Source organism: Fluviispira sanaruensis (assembly GCF_004295685.1).
GTDB lineage: Bacteria > Bdellovibrionota_B > Oligoflexia > Silvanigrellales > Silvanigrellaceae > Silvanigrella > Silvanigrella sanaruensis.
On sequence record NZ_AP019368.1, the window covers coordinates 352,061 to 368,393 of the forward strand.

General features: G+C 31.8%; 13 protein-coding genes, 1 other RNA gene and 1 pseudogene. 9 read left to right on the top strand and 6 right to left on the bottom strand.

From position 1 onward, the window contains the following. The first annotated feature begins 106 nt into the window (after positions 1-106). A complete protein-coding gene (locus tag EZS29_RS01440; RefSeq protein WP_130605820.1) occupies positions 107-1,756 on the top strand; it encodes an NAD-dependent aldehyde dehydrogenase in 1,650 nt (549 codons plus the stop codon). A 113-nt stretch (positions 1,757-1,869) separates the two neighbouring features. Then, positions 1,870-2,232, top strand: a transfer-messenger RNA (tmRNA) gene (ssrA, locus tag EZS29_RS01445). A 135-nt stretch (positions 2,233-2,367) separates the two neighbouring features. Here ssrA and EZS29_RS15810 read toward each other — a convergent pair. Further along, the gene (locus EZS29_RS15810; RefSeq protein ID WP_172603712.1) at positions 2,368-2,508 is read right to left on the bottom strand and encodes a hypothetical protein; all 141 of its coding nucleotides are present in this window, start codon (positions 2,506-2,508) and stop codon (positions 2,368-2,370) included. 139 nt (positions 2,509-2,647) lie between these two features. Between EZS29_RS15810 and EZS29_RS16280 the strand changes: the two genes are divergently transcribed. The 3 genes from EZS29_RS16280 (at position 2,648) to EZS29_RS01460 (ending at position 4,401) form a co-directional block, all read left to right on the top strand. Continuing rightward, positions 2,648-2,815, top strand: coding sequence for a helix-turn-helix domain-containing protein (locus EZS29_RS16280; protein WP_425460364.1), 168 nt, complete (start codon positions 2,648-2,650; stop codon positions 2,813-2,815). Positions 2,816-2,911: 96 nt separating this feature from the next. Beyond that, positions 2,912-3,526: a LysR substrate-binding domain-containing protein gene (locus EZS29_RS01455; protein WP_342777856.1), complete on the top strand. Its 615-nt coding sequence runs from the start codon at positions 2,912-2,914 to the stop codon at positions 3,524-3,526. A 77-nt stretch (positions 3,527-3,603) separates the two neighbouring features. After that, positions 3,604-4,401 carry a GNAT family N-acetyltransferase gene (locus EZS29_RS01460; protein ID WP_130605824.1) on the top strand — a complete coding sequence of 266 codons (798 nt, stop codon included), beginning with the start codon at positions 3,604-3,606 and terminating at the stop codon, positions 4,399-4,401. On the opposite strand, the gene EZS29_RS01465 is transcribed toward EZS29_RS01460, so the two are convergent. Beyond that, positions 4,398-4,784, bottom strand: coding sequence for a VOC family protein (locus EZS29_RS01465; protein WP_130605826.1), 387 nt, complete (start codon positions 4,782-4,784; stop codon positions 4,398-4,400). The two genes, EZS29_RS01460 and EZS29_RS01465, sit on opposite strands and share 4 nt — an antisense overlap. Positions 4,785-4,950: 166 nt before the next feature. Between EZS29_RS01465 and exaC the strand changes: the two genes are divergently transcribed. From exaC to EZS29_RS01480, 3 genes and pseudogenes are all read left to right on the top strand, one after another. Further along, complete coding sequence (gene exaC / locus EZS29_RS01470) at positions 4,951-6,471, top strand: acetaldehyde dehydrogenase ExaC (protein ID WP_130605828.1); 1,521 nt, start codon at positions 4,951-4,953, stop codon at positions 6,469-6,471. 420 nt (positions 6,472-6,891) lie between these two features. Continuing rightward, positions 6,892-7,134: pseudogene (locus tag EZS29_RS01475) on the top strand (transposase); the annotation flags it as partial. Between the two features lie 990 nt (positions 7,135-8,124). Further along, complete coding sequence (locus tag EZS29_RS01480) at positions 8,125-8,535, top strand: hypothetical protein (protein ID WP_130605832.1); 411 nt, start codon at positions 8,125-8,127, stop codon at positions 8,533-8,535. Positions 8,536-8,675: 140 nt separating this feature from the next. On the opposite strand, the gene EZS29_RS01485 is transcribed toward EZS29_RS01480, so the two are convergent. Next, on the bottom strand, positions 8,676-9,344 hold the full coding sequence (locus tag EZS29_RS01485) for a M15 family metallopeptidase (RefSeq protein WP_130605834.1): 669 nt from the start codon (positions 9,342-9,344) through the stop codon (positions 8,676-8,678). Positions 9,345-9,707: 363 nt separating this feature from the next. Between EZS29_RS01485 and EZS29_RS01490 the strand changes: the two genes are divergently transcribed. Continuing rightward, the gene (locus EZS29_RS01490) at positions 9,708-10,355 is read left to right on the top strand and encodes a GNAT family N-acetyltransferase (RefSeq protein WP_130605836.1); all 648 of its coding nucleotides are present in this window, start codon (positions 9,708-9,710) and stop codon (positions 10,353-10,355) included. A gap of 74 nt (positions 10,356-10,429) precedes the next feature. On the opposite strand, the gene EZS29_RS01495 is transcribed toward EZS29_RS01490, so the two are convergent. From EZS29_RS01495 to EZS29_RS01505, 3 genes are all read right to left on the bottom strand, one after another. Continuing rightward, positions 10,430-13,939: an ATP-binding cassette domain-containing protein gene (locus tag EZS29_RS01495; protein WP_130605838.1), complete on the bottom strand. Its 3,510-nt coding sequence runs from the start codon at positions 13,937-13,939 to the stop codon at positions 10,430-10,432. Between the two features lie 290 nt (positions 13,940-14,229). Continuing rightward, on the bottom strand, positions 14,230-15,327 hold the full coding sequence (gene tsaD / locus EZS29_RS01500) for a tRNA (adenosine(37)-N6)-threonylcarbamoyltransferase complex transferase subunit TsaD (protein ID WP_130605840.1): 1,098 nt from the start codon (positions 15,325-15,327) through the stop codon (positions 14,230-14,232). 8 nt (positions 15,328-15,335) lie between these two features. Next, positions 15,336-16,247 carry a tetratricopeptide repeat protein gene (locus tag EZS29_RS01505; protein ID WP_130605842.1) on the bottom strand — a complete coding sequence of 304 codons (912 nt, stop codon included), beginning with the start codon at positions 16,245-16,247 and terminating at the stop codon, positions 15,336-15,338. Positions 16,248-16,333: the final 86 nt, after the last annotated feature.

A 16,333-nucleotide genomic window follows, 5' to 3' on the forward strand; every position in this document is an offset into this window, starting at 1 on the left:
ATATAATATGAAATTTAGATCATACCTATTCTTTTGTGGCAGATTGTAGTAAAGGATATTATCAAATAATTTTATTCTAAACATTTTATAGTGGGAAGAGAAATTTATGAATGATAGAAAAAAAATTGAGAACCTATTACTTACATTAAGTGAGAATAAAAACCGATGGGCTGAGTTAAAATTGTGCGAGAAAAAAAATTATTTAAATAATGCTATGAATATTTTATTGACAGAATCCAAGCAATGGGCTGACTCCTGCATAAGAGCAAAAGGGCTCGATGAGAATACTGAAATTTCTGGACAAGAGTATTTGCAAGGGCCAGCTATAGTTATGAAACAGATGCGTCTTCTCATCAAAGCACTCGATGCTAAAGGCAGTCCAAGAATCCCAAAAGTCTATAAAACAAAAGGAAATCAATATATCGCACGAGTGCTTCCTGCTCATTTCTATGACAAAGTTATGTGGAGAGGATTTACAGCTGAGGTAAGAATTCTTAAAAATAAAGAACCTTCACAAGGAATGTTTTATAAAAGAAACAAAGTAACAGGTTCCTTGAGTCTTGTACTTGGCGCTGGAAATGTTTCTAGCATTGCTCCTTTGGATGCATTGCATAAACTCTTTACGGAAGGAAAAGTTTGTCTTGTAAAATTAAATCCTGTTAATGACTATCTTTTAGATATCTTCAATAATATTTTTGCAGATTTGATAAAAGATGGATATCTCGCTTTTATAAAAGGTGATGCTGAAACTTCAGAATGGTTATGTAATCATCTGCTAGTCGATGATATCCACATTACAGGTTCACATAAAACACATAACAAAATTGTTTGGGGAAATGAAATTCCTCCACAGCCACTAGATATGAATAAAATTAAAAATAATAAAAATATCACATCGGAATTAGGCTGCGTAACTCCTGTTATTTTAATACCCGGTGTGTGGAGTGATGAGCAATTAGAATATCATGCAAGACAGATTGCAAGTGCGGTCGAAAATAATGGGAGCTTCAACTGCAATGCAATGAAGTTAATTGTTACTTGTGAAGGATGGCAGCAAAGAGAACTTTTTTTAAAACAACTCAGAAAAGAATTATCCCTATTAAAATCCAGAAAAGCATACTATCCTGGTGCGCAAAATCGTTATAATGAATTTTTAAAAAGATACCCACAAGCAGAAGTATTAGGAGAAAAAAAGGTTGGTTGTATTCCTTGGACCCTTATTGCAGACATAAAAAAGTCTGAGAATGAATATGCATTTAATGAAGAGGCATTTTGTGGGATTATTTCTGAAACAGCTTTAACGGAAGAAGATATTCCATCCTTCATCCAGGCTGCAACGGAGTTTTGTAATAACGAAGTCTGGGGTACATTGAGTTGCTCTGTAATTGTAGATCCATTAACGCGTAAAGAATATTCTCAAGAAATAGATGATTGTATAGATGCACTCCGGTATGGTGCCATTGGTATTAATTGTTGGTCTGCTCTTTCTTATGCATTTGCCTCAACCACTTGGGGAGCTTATCCTGGGCATACCTTAGAGGATATTCAATCAGGTATCGGGGCTGTGCATAATGGTTACCTTATTGATTTTCCAGAAAAGTCTGTTATCGATGCACCATTTATTATTAAACCAACGCCTGTATGGTTTTATAATAATAAAAATATTCGCGAAATATCAGAAAAACTGATTCAATTTGAGTATTCGCAAAATATATTTGATTTCTTAAAATTAATTTTCGCGGCTGCTAAGGGATAGCTGCCTGAATTTAATATTCTTTATAAAATATCAAAAATACTTGCTAATATAATAAATTGGAATTAGTATAATGTTCCCTCAGGATAGGATGTTTTGAGGGATTTATTTCTTATGGGGGTGAACTGGTCTCGACGGAGAGAGTTGAGCAAAAGGAGCATGCAGGGGTTGGTTACAGCACCTCTTCAAAACGTTGTGTCAGCCAGAAGTGGCAACCAAAAACTTAACGCTCTCGCTGCCTAATTAAGCACAGAGCCGGTGACTTGGGTGTGGCAGCACGTGCATTCAAAATCGCCGTTAATTTACGTGCGGGCAATCTTCAACTTCTGTTCGGAGTTGAGTTTACCTAGCAATCGAACTGGCTTGTTTGGTAGGGTGTCTTTCCCCGGCTAGCAAGTGAGATCTAATGACAGAAGAAGCATGTGGCGCCAATTGTGATTCCTTTTCGGACCCGGGTTCGATCCCCGGCACCTCCACCATATATGTGTATTAAGTAATAAAAAGTCTCTGCTCTGCAGGGTCTTTTTTCTATATAAAGCAAAAATAAATTTAACAAATTATCGTGCTCTATAACCACCACTCTTTTTAATTTCTGCAGCAGTCACTTCAGCATCTTATATTGTTGAGTGACTGTTGTAGTGAAAGATAATTTTAGTGCCATCACTGGTTAAAATTTTGTTTATCAAGACTCCGAGATTTTTTGCACATTCGTCAATTAAAATGACTTTCGCATTTAGTTCATGTTTTGTGGACATCTTATCTCCTTTCAATGTTTATAAGTTCAAAAAATACATTTTTATTTAAATTTAAAGTTAAATAATGATACTTTGCATAAACTTTAACATCATTTTATAATAATGGTGGTTTTGTGATATAGATGCTTTTTTAAAAAATATAAATATTTTTATCGAAGTTGCAAAACAGAATAGTATTACTAATGTGGATATGAATTTAAATATCCCAAAATTTTATGAATCGCTTGGGATAAAAAAATTAGAAATACAGGTTGGGGCAAGATTATTTTCTCGTTCAACCAGACAGATTGTTTTAATGCATGTCTGAAAAGAATATTTTGAAAGTTATAAGAACTTATTGTTACAAGTCAATAAAGTATAAAATTTATTTAAACACAAAAAAAACTAAATTCAAGGAAACTTAATAATATCTATTCATAGAAGAATAGCAAGAGTTATTCTTCTTCCCAATTTACCAAAATTCTTTTCGCTTTTTCCTAATATTAAACTATCATTATGCTCAACGGATTGTTATGTTAACCTCATAGAGGATGGGTATGACTGTGTGGTGAGAGTGGTAGATCTCATAGATTCTTTGTATATTACTAAATTAATTTGGGAGCTTAAGATAATTGATTGTGCAAGTTTGAGTTATTTTCGCCAACTCGACAGAGCTGTGAGCGTTTCTCATTTATCTAAGCACTTTATTATCAATTATGCTTCTGCTGATAGCGCAACATCCGTTTTCGAATATTTTTTAGAGGAAAAAACTCATCAAGTTAAAATGAATTCTCTGTTAACTTTAAATAATGCTGAATCATATATTTCTGCGGCACTTTCAGGATTAGGTATTATACAAGTACCTGCATATGATGTTCGAGACTTAATTGAACAAAACATTCTAGTTAAAATTCTCGAGAATTATCAGCCGCAATCATTGCCAATATCATTTCTATACCCGCATAGAAAACAAATTGTGAAACCTTTAAATGTCTTTATGGAATGGTTTAATGAATTGATTTGTTCATATTTAAAATAATTGACAAATATTTTAATCAGAATTATATAAAAATAAATATTATGATTTCTTTGAAATTTGTTAGAGGAGTTTATTAAATGAGTGAAATAGCGCTTGGTCTAAAAACCGATCTTATGTTCTTTGATTTTAGCAAAAATAAAATAGAAAAAGAAGATTACTTTGTTCTTAAAACGCCACATAATCCAGAATTTTTTTGGGGAAATTATTTGCTTTTTAAGAAACCACCCTGTCAAGGCGATTTTGAAAAATGGACAGAGTCTTTTCAAAAAGAATTCGCTCAAATTAAAGACATAAATCATATGACTTTTAGCTGGGAAGAAATAGGTAATGAAGTAGAAATAGATAAATTTAAAGATGCTGACTTCGATTTTAACGAAACAATTGTTTTAATGGCAAACAAAGATAATATTCATTGCAAGTATTTGAATCCAGAGATTGTCTGTAGACGGATTGTCACAGATGAAGACTGGGATAATATTTTAGAGTTTCAATTAAACACTAACGAAAGAATTCCTGAAAAAAAATTCAAAACTTATATCATAAAAAAAATGAAAGACTTTAGAACTTTTTCAGAAAGTGGTCTTGGTTTTTGGTATGCGGCCTATATAAATAATAATATCATTTCGGACTTAGGTTTGTATTGGAACTCAGAAATTGCGCGTTATAGGGATATTAAAACTCAAAAAGAATATAGAAAAAAAGGGATATCACAAACTTTAATAGCTTTTGCAGCCCATGACTCTAAGCAGAATAAATTTGTTATTCAAACAGAAGAAGGTGGAATGGCTATTAATATGTATAAGTCCATTGGTTTTGCCTTCAAAGAAAAAATATTTGGCCTATGTCGTTATGAGAAATCGGTCTGGGATAATTAAAATGATTCCAGCAATTCGATTTTATACCCATCGGGATCCATTAAAAAAGCCATTTTTTGTTTGCCATTTGGTGTTTTTCCTGGTCCCCAACTCAATTGTAAATTAAATTGATTTAAACGATTTTTTATTTCATCGATAGAATCGACTTGATAAGCTAAATGTCCATAACCAGTGCCAATCTCATATTTATTCACTCCCCAATTATAGGTAAGTTCGAGTTCGGCAGTGCTTTCCAGATCGCTTTTCGCTTTTAAAAATGCTAAAGTGAATTGACCTTCTGGAAAATCACAACGGCGAATGAGCTCGAAATTTAGTATTTCACAATAAAATTGAATTGATTTGTCAAGATCGCCAACTCGTAGCATTGTATGAAGATATTTCATTATAATTTCCTTTAAATGAATATTATCTGTTAAAAATTATTTCAAGAAATTAAGTATTAAAATAACTAAAAATTACAAAAATAAAAAGCCTTGAAAGAAAATTCTAATTCTGTAGTATATCCCTGTCAATCGATACCATCACTGTTTATTTATAGAAAGGGATATTATGTTAAATTCTGATCTTGAAAAATTAGGTTTTAAAAATCCATTTCGCTTAAAATACGACAATTTTATTGGCGGCAAATGGGTACCTCCCGTGAATGGAAAATATTTTGAAAATATTTCTCCGATTTATGGAAAAGTATTTTCGCACATCGCGAGATCATCCGAAGAAGATATTGAATTAGCCCTCAATGCTGCACATGCTGCAAAAGAAAAATGGGGAAAATACTCTCCACAAGAAAGAGCAAATGCACTCTTAAAAATTGCCGATAAGATGGAAGAAAATTTAAATCTATTGGCTCTTGCTGAAACAATTGATAATGGAAAACCTCTTAGAGAAAGCAGAGCTGCAGATATTCCATTGGCAATCGATCACTTCAGATATTTTGCAGGCTGTGTGCGCGCTCAAGAAGGAAGTTTGAGTGAGCTTGATAACGAAACAGTCGCTTATCATTTTCACGAACCGCTTGGTGTTGTGGCGCAAATTATTCCATGGAATTTTCCAATTTTAATGGCTGTTTGGAAAATGGCTCCGGCCCTTGCTGCGGGTAACTGTGTTGTTTTAAAACCTGCTGAGCAAACACCTGCATCAATTTTAGTTTTAATGGAATTGATTCAAGATATTCTTCCTCCAGGCGTGTTAAATATAGTCAATGGTTTTGGGTTAGAAGCAGGAAAGCCTTTGGCTTCCAGTCCGAGAGTAGCAAAAGTTGCATTTACTGGAGAAACGTCAACTGGGCGTTTGATCATGCAATATGCATCGCAAAATTTAATTCCAGTTACTTTAGAGCTCGGCGGAAAATCACCAAATATTTTCTTTAAAGATGTTCTTGCAAAAGATGATTCTTATTTAAATAAAGCAGTTGAAGGTTTTGCCATGTTTGCCCTCAATCAAGGGGAAGTGTGTACTTGTCCATCGCGGGCATTAGTACATGAATCTATTTATGAAGAATTTATGGAACGTGCACTAAAAAGAATAAAAGCAATTAAGCAGGGAAATCCTTTGCATGAAGGAACAATGCTTGGAGCACAAGCTTCTAAAGAACAGATGGAAAAAATTCTATCCTATATTGAAATTGGTCAGCAAGAAGGTGCGCAATTGCTCACAGGTGGACGAAGAAATATTATTGACGGAGATCTCTCTGAAGGTTATTATGTTGAGCCAACGGTATTTAAGGGGACCAACAATATGCGAGTTTTCCAAGAAGAAATTTTTGGTCCGGTAGTCTCTGTTGCAACTTTTAAAGATGATGAGGAAGCTCTCCATTTAGCTAATGACACCCTTTATGGTTTAGGTGCTGGAATTTGGACACGCGATATCGCTTTGGCGTATCGTTTAGGCAGAGAAATTAAGGCAGGCCGTGTTTGGACGAATTGCTATCATTTATATCCAGCACATGCGGCTTTTGGTGGATACAAACAATCGGGAATAGGCCGTGAAAATCATAAAATGATGTTAAATCATTATCAGCATACAAAGAATTTATTAGTCAGTTACAGTGACAAAGCCCTTGGACTGTTTTAGTACTACTTCGTTAATAAAAAATATGTTATATTTAAGTCATCGTAATATTTTTTTGATGTTGAATAATGAAATTAGCAAATATAAAAGATCTTTCATTAAAAGTTTCACAATTTATCGATGGTTTTAGATCGGTTTTTAAAAAAATGATAAATTAAATTTTAGTAAAACTTAGATATGTGTATTAATATTAGATGGCGAAAGAAAATCTATAGGAGTAATGTCATCAAGAATTTCAAATGCAGAAGAACAATCTTTACAGCAATTTGTTAATTAAAGTCAATGCTCTCTTCATGATCTTATTATAAGTTTAAATATATATATGATTAATAAACTGAAAATAAATAAATTTATTTTTTATCTTGATGATACAAGTCTTCCAAAAAAGGTGATGAGAGTGTTGCTGTATAAAGGCAATATTGTGGAGTACAAGGTAAGATTACAAACAGTCAAGCATTTGTTACCTTAAATATGATTTCTAATAAAATACATTTTCTAGTGACTGCAAAGCTATATTTGCCAGATGGCTGGATTAAAAATTCAAAAAAATTAGATAAAGTAAAAGTACCTTTAGAGGAAAGAATCTTCAAAGAAAAGTGGAGAATAGGACTTTATTTTATTGATGAAATCATCAAGTTATTCAAAAAAGAAAAGATGGAGTTTTAAAATATTTTATTTCAAATTATTCAAATACTTACCCAAATGATGAAATAATAGAATTCATGCTTAAAAGATGGAAAATCGAACAGGGATAACAGATTTTAAAAAAAGAATTGAGGCTTGATCAATATGAAGGGCGTTCGTGGTTAGGATTGCATCACCATATAGCTTTATGCTTTTTAGCATATTATTTTATAAATGAATTCGATAAAAGAAAACTTAAGATCTCATTTTCTGCTGTAGAGAGATATATTAAAGTTTTAAAGGTTAATAGAATTATATTTTTCATGTCTCTTATATTCATTTTTTCTAAAGTATATGCTAATTCTGAAAAGCATATACTTATTGTGCTACTGAGTATGGTAATTGGGATTAGCTATATGAAAAATATCAAATAGAACTCGATGCGTACTTATCTTTAAGAAATCCGAAATACACTGGGACTAGAAAAAAATTGTAAATTTTAAATGGATATATACTATTATTAAAGGTTATTCTATTTTATATTATTAATTGATGAAAAAAAATTAGAAGAAAGATGAAAAAATAAGAAAAGCAAATATTATAAAAAATATATCTTTGCTCAACTAATGTGCTATTATTTCGGATTTATACCTTCTAATTAAGCTTTATTTGGGACGAAAAATAATGACAATATAATGTCTAGACAAGGTTATTTGTATGAAAAAATTGATTATGATTGTATGCTATAAGAGTAGACTTAAAACCAAAAGGTAACCATTAAATTAAACGGTTAATCGGACTTCTTCTATTTCACGCCTAAGACATATTTTCACCACATTACTTCAATAAAGTGCCTAAATTATCTTCTATGCTCTTTATTGAAGAAGGAAAAATAATAATTAATAGATATTCTAGTAAATCGCACTTCTAAGAAGGTCATCTTCAGCCTGGATAGACTTGACAATTTATACTGAAATTCTTACTATAATCCCATGTATAAATATTTTAAAATTTAATAGAGGATCCATTTTTATGCTTTTTAAAAAAATTATTTTTGCATTTTTATGCAATCTACCTATGATTTTTATTGCGAATGATTTATATGCAGACGAGACATATATTATTTGTTCAAATCCAAAAGGTGATTGGAATTGGCTCGAATATGGAAATATAAAAGTTAATGGAACTTGGAAAATAAAATATCAGTCACCTTCATTAAATTTTAAATATTTCATTTTAGATTCAGGTGTTGATACTTATGCAGTTTTGAAAAAAAAATGTATAGATGAATTTAATGGAGAATTTATCTATCCACAACCTGTATTAAGCTTTTCAAATAAGTGGGCTCCATTTGCTAAAGATGAACATATTATACTTCCTGGGCTAATTTCTTATTTTGAGGATAATTTTAGATTGCGGGTAAATTTTAAAAACAATCAATGAAAAATTGCGATCCAAGGTCTCAGATGTTCTTAATTCAATATATTTAAAGTCCTGTATATGAACTCTTGACCGCATTTTTTAGACTGTCTTTTTGGGAAACTTAATTTTAAGTTTTAATAAACAGAGAAAGTTTTGTTATTTTAATTTTTCCTAGGAATTGGCTTTTCAAAATGTTGATAATCCTTTAAAGATATCCATGAACCTCCCCATGTCCAACCTTTTTTAATAAATGTATTATATGTAAAATCATTTAATTTTATCATTCCAAGTGAAGTCAATGAACGATCTGTATACTGTTTTCCATTTTCAGGTAAAACGAGTTTTCCTTTTATATAGGGATTTATTTTGGGGTTTATGTCTATAGCTCTTCCATAACTATGCACAGAAAAAATACCCGGTTTACCTGTAACAGAGCGGCAATTAAAAGCAGAAGTATTATTTTCTGTCATAGACAAATCATCATCACCTTTAAAATCATCTATTATATGCATTTTTTCGATTGGGAATTTACTCTCAAATAGTTCTTCAAATATGATTTTAACTTCGGTAGCTATATCTTTATGAACTATTAAATGTCCCATATGAATATTATTATCAAAACCATAAAAAGGTAGGCTTAAATATTTTAAATCTCCTAATGAAACAGGGCAATCTGGTTTCCATGTATATCTTTGCATTTTTTTTTGAATTTCTTCAGGAATATTGTCTATTTTTGATTCAAAATTATGGGTAGTCAGATTTTGTGAATTTGCACCATTGTGAAAATTAGCTACAATTAAGCTAAATAATATTAAATTTAAAATCTTCACAGGATTTTTTTCCTTTACTAAGATGTTATAAAAATCAAATAAATAATATTTATATTCATTATATCAATTGCTCTGTCTACATTAAAGCAAAAAAATGAGTATAATCTTGTTAACATTATAGTTTGCTTATGTAAAGTAGTTGCATCTGTACTTAGAATATGCCTTTCTTAATTTCCATTAAAGTTAAATTATTGCTTTAATATCTATGCAACTGAATTATTTTGAGCATAAGATGATATGCGAATGAAAACGTGCCTTGAATCTAAACTCAAGCTTTGTTGCTTCAATTTAATACCTAGATGGGTCAACCCAGTTTCTAAAAGGAGTGTCGTTTGTTAACATTTGAATTAAAATATCGATTTGTTGAATAAAGAAAAAATTATGAATAATTTCCCTTTTTTGAAATTAAATGAGTGTCTAATATTGACTAAAAACTTATACTCCAAAACATCCTCAAAAGGATTCAGCAAAGATATGATTATCTCAACTTCGGAAAATAAATATTTTTCTAATACCTCAGAAACTGAAATAAAAATGTTAACTAAAAGTGACTGGCAATCTTGGAAAAAAATACGATTGGAATGCCTTAAAAATGCTCCGACAGCATTTGTGTCCTCATTTGAAGATATCTCAAAAAAGCCTGATACTTTTTTTCAAGAAAAAGTGGAAGAAAATAAAATATACGGTGCTTTTTGTGACGGAGAACTTGTTTCTGTAGTCACTTTTAGTCAGGACTCTCGAGAAAAAGATTGTCATCGCGGGCACATTTCAGGAATGTATACAAAGCCTGAATTTGCAGGCAAGGGGATTGGTTCTAAACTTATTGCTGCTGTTATAAAAGATGCTTCAAAACTTGTAACACAAATTCATTTGGGATGTGTGGCGAACAATAAACCGGCATTACGTTTGTATAAAAATCATGGTTTTGAAATTTATGGAACAGACCCCCGAGCCATAAAACTTAACGATGAATTTTATGATATGCTTTTAATGTGGTTGAAGCTTAAATAAAATAAGGTTTTATGAGCTGAAAATAATATTAAGTTCAGGACTCATATTTTTTGTTAACACTCTTTTTTAAAATATTAAATCTGAATCACTCTATTCGCTGTATTTAATATTTCCCCTCTGTGGGCAATAATAATAACAGTTTTTATTCCTTTTAATTCGTCAATTTTTTTCATTATAATTTTCTCACTTTTATTATCAATATTTGCACTTGGCTCATCGAGTAAAAGAAGTTTTGCGGGTTTTAGCAGTGCGCGGGCAAAAGCAAATATTTGTTTTTGTCCTGAACTTAATTTTAAGGCTTCATTTGCCATGTCGGTATCAATTCCCTCTGGAAGTGCTTGAGTGATTTGTAGAAGTTCAAGCTCTTCTAATAGAGCATACAAAGTCATATCTGTGTGAGCATTGTGTGGATCGAGATTAAAGCGAATGCTCCCAGAAAAAAACTGCGGGTTTTGTAAAACAATCGCAATTTGTGCGCGAATTTGTGCCGGAGTGTAAGAGTTTAAGCTTTTCCCTGCAAAAAAGATTGTACCAGACTTATGCTCATAAAACCTGAGGAGGAGTGACATAATAGAACTTTTCCCTGATCCCGATTTTCCAACGATCCCAATTGTTTCTCCTTGATTGATGGATAGCGAAAAATCTTTCAGAATATATTCTTTTTGTTTGTCATATTGCATGTAAACATTTTTGAATTCTATAAAATGTTTATTTGTTTCTTTAGATATTTCGATCGAATATTCGCTTTTATTTTTGTTGAATTCTAGCACTCTTTCAAGTGATATAAGACCTTGTTCGACTTCGCTAAAGGAATGAGAAAAGTTAAATGTCAGATGCATGACATCAATCATGATCCAGGTAGTCAATAGACTTAATATTGCGGCATTCAGACTGCCATTCATGACAAAATAAATTCCTGCCAGCGTCACAACCAGAGTCAAGAGGGAGTTATTTAAAAAGCACATAAGACAGTGCCACATGTCAACGTTAAACTCTGTTATTTCCAATCTGAGTTCTTCTTCTAAACACGTTTGAAACTTTGTTTGATACCAATTTCTCCTTTTTGCAGTGTTTAAAATATATTGTCCTTGGTAAAATTCTCGGATGATATTTATGGCAGTAGCTTTTGGCAGTGCTATTTTCCGATTAAATACTCTGTTTAAATTCACGTATTTTGTCAAAATTATTTTTTGCAAGAAAACGAATGGAAGTATGAGGACTAGAAAAAGAGGTTTTATTATGAGGACTGTTAACATAAAAAAGAAAATTTCGCAGAGAACCAGAAGAAATTTTTGGAAATCATTTGGCAATTTAGCGTCTAGGACAGAGAGATCGATGGAAAAACAGTTTATTACTTTTCCTGTTGTCAAATTATCGATATATTTAAGCGGTGATAAAAGTAATTTATTGAGGCTTTTTATATGAAAATCTTCTGAAACCTGAATACTTTTACAACCCCAAATTAAGGTTAGAAGAGCGATACAAATTGAGCTAAAAAGTCCAACAATTGAGTAAATAAATATATTAAAAATATTTGATAGTTCGTTTACAAAAGTAAAATCAAGAACTTTTATTCTTTTAGAAGTCCAAAAACTGAGCCATAGATTTTGCATTTTTGGCAGGAAAGTAGCCAATAAAAAAAGTGAAAAAATGCAAAAAAATAGCTTAAATTTAAGTTTTTTATTCTCATAAAAGAGTGTCTTTAAATATTTTAAATAAGATTTAAGAGGGTTTTTTATAAATTCAATCTCAGGATTCATGTTTTGTTCTGAGTCTAGCAATTGTTGGTTATCTTCTTTCAGAATGATATTTTCATTCTCTTCCTCTGAAATTCTTTGAATAAAGTCGCGAAAATCAGCGGATGAATTTAAGAGTTCTGCATATGTTCCATCTGCAACAACGGAGCATTTTTCAAGGAGAATAACGCGATCGAAAAAGTGCAAATAATCTAGATTATGCGTGGTAATAATAATACTTTTCTTTTTCCAAAAGGTAAAAATAAGCTTATGGGATATTTTTTTTGCTGTTTCTTTATCTAAGGCCGACAGGGGATCGTCAAGCAAAATAATTTCAGAGTTTAACGCGGCTGTGCGAGCAAGAGCAATCCGTTGTTTTTGCCCTCCGGATAGATTGACGCCATTTTCTCCAATAAGTGTATTTTCACCTTCAGGCATTTTCTTTAAATCTTCATCAAGACAAGCAAGCCTTATATATTTTTCAGCACTTAAGTCTGAGCGATCGAGGAGAATATTTTCTTTAACGGAAGCATTCATTATCCATGCGGTCTGCGGCATAAAAGCCATTTTATTATCGGGAATATCTTTTTGCTCTTCACTATACAATTTTGCGATTGCCTCTAATAATAAACTTTTACCAGAGGCAATCTTTCCAATAACAGCAACACTTTCGCCTTTTTTAAAGGATAATTTTATATTTGTTGATATAATATTTATTTCAAATGAAGAATTGTTTATTTTATGGTTGCCTTTAACTTCAGTTTCTTCTTGTGAGTTTTTTATAAGAGAAAAAAGGCGATTAAATGATGCTTTTGCGCCTGAATAGAGTTTAGTATACTCATAAACATCAAAAACAGCAGACTCAAGGGTTTTAAATAATCCTATACAAGTGAAAAGAATCGGAAGTGAAATATCATGGCCAAAATATAAGTAAAGACTGAAAGTTAGAATGCATATGCCACTCTGAAGGATTGAGATAAACTTATAAGTAAGGGCAAAATATTTAATATTTTTCTTTTGTAAATATATTTCTTTTCTTCTTATATTTTTTATTTTATTTTCATATATTTTCTCAAGCAAATAAGATTTAATATTTCTTATTTGACTATAAAGAGAGCCTAATTCTTGTATGCGATTGTCTTTTTCTTCTTGAATATTTTCATCATTCAAAGATGTTTTTAATATGAGTATATTTACCAATGGGATAAATATGCAGAGCATAAAAATTGCAAGAAATGCTGTAACTCCTAAAAAATAGAAGAGTAGAATGAGCGAGCCAATAATAACGCAGGTGTCATGAATAAATTCGAATGAGTTGGAAGCAATAGAACATGAATTGTCAATGTCACTTGTCGTGTTGTTAATAATATGCGACTCCGTGTGCTTCAATTGAGAAAATATGGGTATCTTTAGAAAGATATAATTACTCAAAAAATATTTTGCAAGAGCTTGAATGCGAAATACTTTTTGAAAGTATTGCGATGTTATAATGCCATTTAAGAAGGTCGTTAGTGTTAATAATATGGCAGAGAATACAATTTCAAATATGTTTTTAAAATCTGTGATTTGTGTTATGAAATAGTAGAGAGCAATAAGTGGCAGTATTGAAAAGATAATTCTTAAAATCAATAAAATTGATGCAATAATTATTTGTTTTTTGCATGAGAAAAGAAGACTTTTTATAAATAAAAATTTATTCTTATAGTTTATATTTTCTTTAATTTTATTAAAGTTTTCGTTAGAAAATGAACTATCAAGTTGAGGAAGATCCGCGTTGCTCCAGTTTGAATTTTTCTTGTTCAATAAAGATGATAAATAAGTAAAAAACAAAGTTTTTATAAAATTCATATTTTTTTGTCCATTTAAAGTTTATTTATTTTAAATTTAAGATTGGCAATAAAATATGAATAAAATGCACTTTCTAATAGTAAAGAAAGTTTAGTTTTGTTTTTTATTTATGAGGTTTATTGCCAAATTATTTTATTAAAATAATTGAAATAATACTGATATTAATATTGTGACTAGCCATATTTGTCTCCTCGTTTAACAAAACAGAAAGCAAAAAGAAACTCTTACATTTATAAATAATGTGATTCAATTATAGTTGTTATTAAATAAGAGTCAAGGTTGTTGGTGATTTATGTGTATTTAGCAAAAGGATGGCGAGTGAATCCATCTGTGTTTTCACTCAATGCAGCTTGCAGAGCAATCATGGTTGCATTGTCAGAGCAAAGTGATGGAGGAGCAAAAAATGTTGGTTTATTTAGTTTTGCAAAAAGAGATCTGAATTTTTTATTCTGCGCTACACCACCAGCAACAAGCACTGTTTTGATTTCAGGAAAGTCTTCCAAAGCATTCTCAATCCGATTGAGCAATTGGCTGAGGGCTGCCTGTTGAAAAGCATAGGCAATGGATTGTTTTTTTTCTTTACTGAGATCTTTTCCTGTGATTTTTCCTTTTTTTATGCCTGTTTCTTTACGAATAGATTCCATAACTGCAGTTTTTATTCCGCTGTAACTAAAATTATAGCGATTTTCTTTATTCGCAGGTTTTCCAGGATAACTAAAATCATTTATATTTGCGGACTTTTCTGCTTGCTTAGCAAGCTCTTCTATGAGGGGGCCTCCCGGATACGCAAGCCCTAGCAACTTTGCGACTTTATCGAATGCTTCACCACAGGCGTCATCTAAGCATTTACCTAATATTTTTCTTTCATTGGGCGACTCTAATAAACTCAAATGACAGTGCCCGCCACTGACGGTCAAAGCAAGGGCTGGAAAAGAAACAGCTTCAACATCATGCCATGCGCGTAAATCATCTTTAGGAGAAAATTGTTTTAATAAGAGTACCGGAGCAAGGTGAGCGTCGACGTGATTGACAGAAATAAGTGGGATATTGAGGGACATGGCAAGTCCCCGGGCAAACAAAACTCCAACCATGAGAGCTCCAATGAGCCCTGGTCCCATAGTGACCGCAATAGCTGTGAGATCGTTTTTTTTTAATTTTGAGACATTGAGTGCTTTATGAGCGATATCATAGATTTTAGCTAAATGATCGCGCGCAGCAACTTCAGGAACAACACCGCCAAAAGGAGCGTGAATTTCGGTCTGAGACTCAACCTCGTGGGCAAGAATATTTAAAGAAATAATTTGTCCTTGAGCATTTTTTTTAACTTTGATGATTGAAACAGCTGTTTCGTCACATGAACTTTCGATAGCGAGAATTGTATTTTGCATATGAATTATTATTGAGCTTTTGTTTGAGATGAAGTGGATTGTGCCATGAGATTAGCTAAGCGACTGGTGGCAGCTTTTCCTTCGGGCATATTAGCATAAATTTTTGCGCATTCTTGATAATAAGTTTTAGCAATTGAGTTATTGTTTAAATACACATAACTATCCCCTGTTAATAAGAGTGCTCTCGCATTTTTGGGAGCATCAGGAAATTTTTCAATATAAGATGTGAAATCAAGGACAGCGTTTTTATAATCTTGCGTTTTAAAGCGAGCTTCTGCTCTGAATTCGATCGCAATTTGTTGCATAGCATCTGAAGCTTCATGTGCATTTAATATTGCAGTAGAATTGTCTATTAGTTGTTTGTACTTATTTTGTTCAAGATCATTCTTTAAACTTTTTGTGATTGCTTGAACAGTTTTCAGTTTTTCTGGTAATTTGCCTTTTTTGGGATTATTGAGTCTTGTATTGAGAACAAGATCAATGCGTGCAATATGCCTTTGTAAGGTTACAAATTCGGGACTATTGCTCAATGTAACAACATTTTGTTCATTGCCGGTGCTGCCTGCGGTTTCTTCCATTCTTTTTAACCGTGCTTTGAGTTCGTCTACACTTCCTTGAGTGAGTTGTATTTGAGTTTGCAAATTCTGTACTTCATTTTGAGATGAAATAGCTGTTTGTGTCGTGTTGGTAATCTGTTGATCACGTTTACTGAGTTGTTCTTGAATTTGAAAAATTTGTCCTTGCAACTGGCTAATAGACGATTGTATTTGATCTTGACGCGAAGAAGTCATACAGCCCGTTAAAAATAAACTAGACGTTATTGAGCAAAATAAAAAAGCCTTTTTATTGAGACTGTTTAAAGGAAAATACCTCGTCAAATTAAAAAGTAAATCATATTTCTTCAAATTAAGAAAAGACATGTAAATCTCCAAAAAGGTTTTTTAAAAATAAAAATTTAGGGATTATTTTAGTAAATCAGCTTACTTTGTATTTAGAAAATACACTT

Bases quoted from the DNA above. Each gene is read 5' to 3' on its own strand.
- EZS29_RS01460 (WP_130605824.1), top strand. From the start codon at position 3,604: ATGAGTGAAATAGCGCTTGGTCTAAAAACCGATCTTATGTTCTTTGAT.
- EZS29_RS01440 (WP_130605820.1), top strand. From the start codon at position 107: ATGAATGATAGAAAAAAAATTGAGAACCTATTACTTACATTAAGTGAG.
- EZS29_RS15810 (WP_172603712.1), bottom strand. From the start codon at position 2,508: ATGTCCACAAAACATGAACTAAATGCGAAAGTCATTTTAATTGACGAA.
- exaC (WP_130605828.1), top strand. From the start codon at position 4,951: ATGTTAAATTCTGATCTTGAAAAATTAGGTTTTAAAAATCCATTTCGC.
- EZS29_RS01465 (WP_130605826.1), bottom strand. From the start codon at position 4,784: ATGAAATATCTTCATACAATGCTACGAGTTGGCGATCTTGACAAATCA.
- EZS29_RS01480 (WP_130605832.1), top strand. From the start codon at position 8,125: ATGCTTTTTAAAAAAATTATTTTTGCATTTTTATGCAATCTACCTATG.
- EZS29_RS01495 (WP_130605838.1), bottom strand. From the start codon at position 13,939: ATGAATTTTATAAAAACTTTGTTTTTTACTTATTTATCATCTTTATTG.
- tsaD (WP_130605840.1), bottom strand. From the start codon at position 15,327: ATGCAAAATACAATTCTCGCTATCGAAAGTTCATGTGACGAAACAGCT.
- EZS29_RS01505 (WP_130605842.1), bottom strand. From the start codon at position 16,247: ATGTCTTTTCTTAATTTGAAGAAATATGATTTACTTTTTAATTTGACG.